Consider the following 1,083-nt stretch of genomic DNA (forward strand, 5'->3'; position numbering starts at 1 on the left):
CAGGACAACGTGTAGACGGACTTTGTACTTACGAATGTTGTAGGCAATTTCCGTCGTGTCCGTCACCCACACCTGATTTGCGGCAGCTTGTTCAAACTGGCGGTTCAGGGTATTCTGTGCTTCATAAGTTTCCTGCTCCTGCACACGTTTTCTCTTAGGCTGACGATAGTCCGCTTTAATACTGTGTTCCTTCATAATGCGCATGACGCGCTTCTTGTTAACTGTGTATGATAATCTTTCCTGCTTTATCAAACGGGTCATCTTGTCATAACCAACGCAGTGTTTATGTTGTGCTTCTAACTGTTTAACGAGCTTTAGAATTTCTTGATCTTGAATATCATGAACCGTCGGTTCATTGGTAAGCCACTTGTAGTAAGCCTGCCGACTTACCCCGGCTGCTTTAACTAGATCAGATACCTTATACCCACTTTGGCTCATTTCCTGAATTGCTTGATATCGTCCGGCCGTTCCACCTCCCGATTGTGTATTTCGACCAATTTTTTTGCGAAGGCAATCTGTACCTCCCGTTCCTTCGCTTTAGCTTTCAGCTGCCTTACTTCTTGTCGTAATCTTTCCACTTCATTGGTTGGTGTTTTGCCTTTATGGCGACCCCGGTTATCCTGAAGGGATTCCCAATCGTGAGTTCTTTGGTACTTTCGTATCCATGAATAGACCCGTTGATAGCTGACATTAAATTTTTCTGCCGCGGCTTGATAGTTATACTCGTGATCAATTGTCCATTGAGTAATTTGCCGTTTCTCCTCAAAAGTAACTTTTCGGCCCACTTTCCTAGCTCGCTTTCTTGTTGCGTAAGCAACACTTAATTGTCCACTATTGTACCGGACAATCCATTGATGTAGTTGGGAAAGACTACGAATTTGATATCTATTGAGAATTGCTTGGCCTGACAGGGTACCTGAAAGGTAAGCTTTAACGGCTGATCGCTTGGTTTGAAGTGTGTACCTGTGATTGTGTTCAGGGCGAATCAATCCAGCCAAACCAGCCGTTAAAAATTGTTTAATCCATCTGTTAAGGCTAGAGGTCCGCACCTGGTGATAATCCGCGTATACCCCGAGTGAGTAG

The 1,083-nt window shown here is 44.3% G+C and carries 2 protein-coding genes; both read right to left on the reverse strand.

From position 1 onward, the window contains the following. The coding region (locus FD01_RS13325) for an IS3 family transposase (protein WP_156647322.1) at positions 1 to 438 on the reverse strand (438 nt) is incomplete at its 3' end. Next, positions 435 to 1,049 carry a helix-turn-helix domain-containing protein gene (locus tag FD01_RS13330; RefSeq protein WP_056964773.1) on the reverse strand — a complete coding sequence of 205 codons (615 nt, stop codon included), beginning with the start codon at positions 1,047 to 1,049 and terminating at the stop codon, positions 435 to 437. The genes FD01_RS13325 and FD01_RS13330, both read right to left, overlap by 4 nt. Positions 1,050 to 1,083 lie beyond the last annotated feature (34 nt).

This window comes from Lacticaseibacillus manihotivorans DSM 13343 = JCM 12514, assembly GCF_001435035.1.
Taxonomy (GTDB): Bacteria; Bacillota; Bacilli; order Lactobacillales; family Lactobacillaceae; genus Lacticaseibacillus; species Lacticaseibacillus manihotivorans.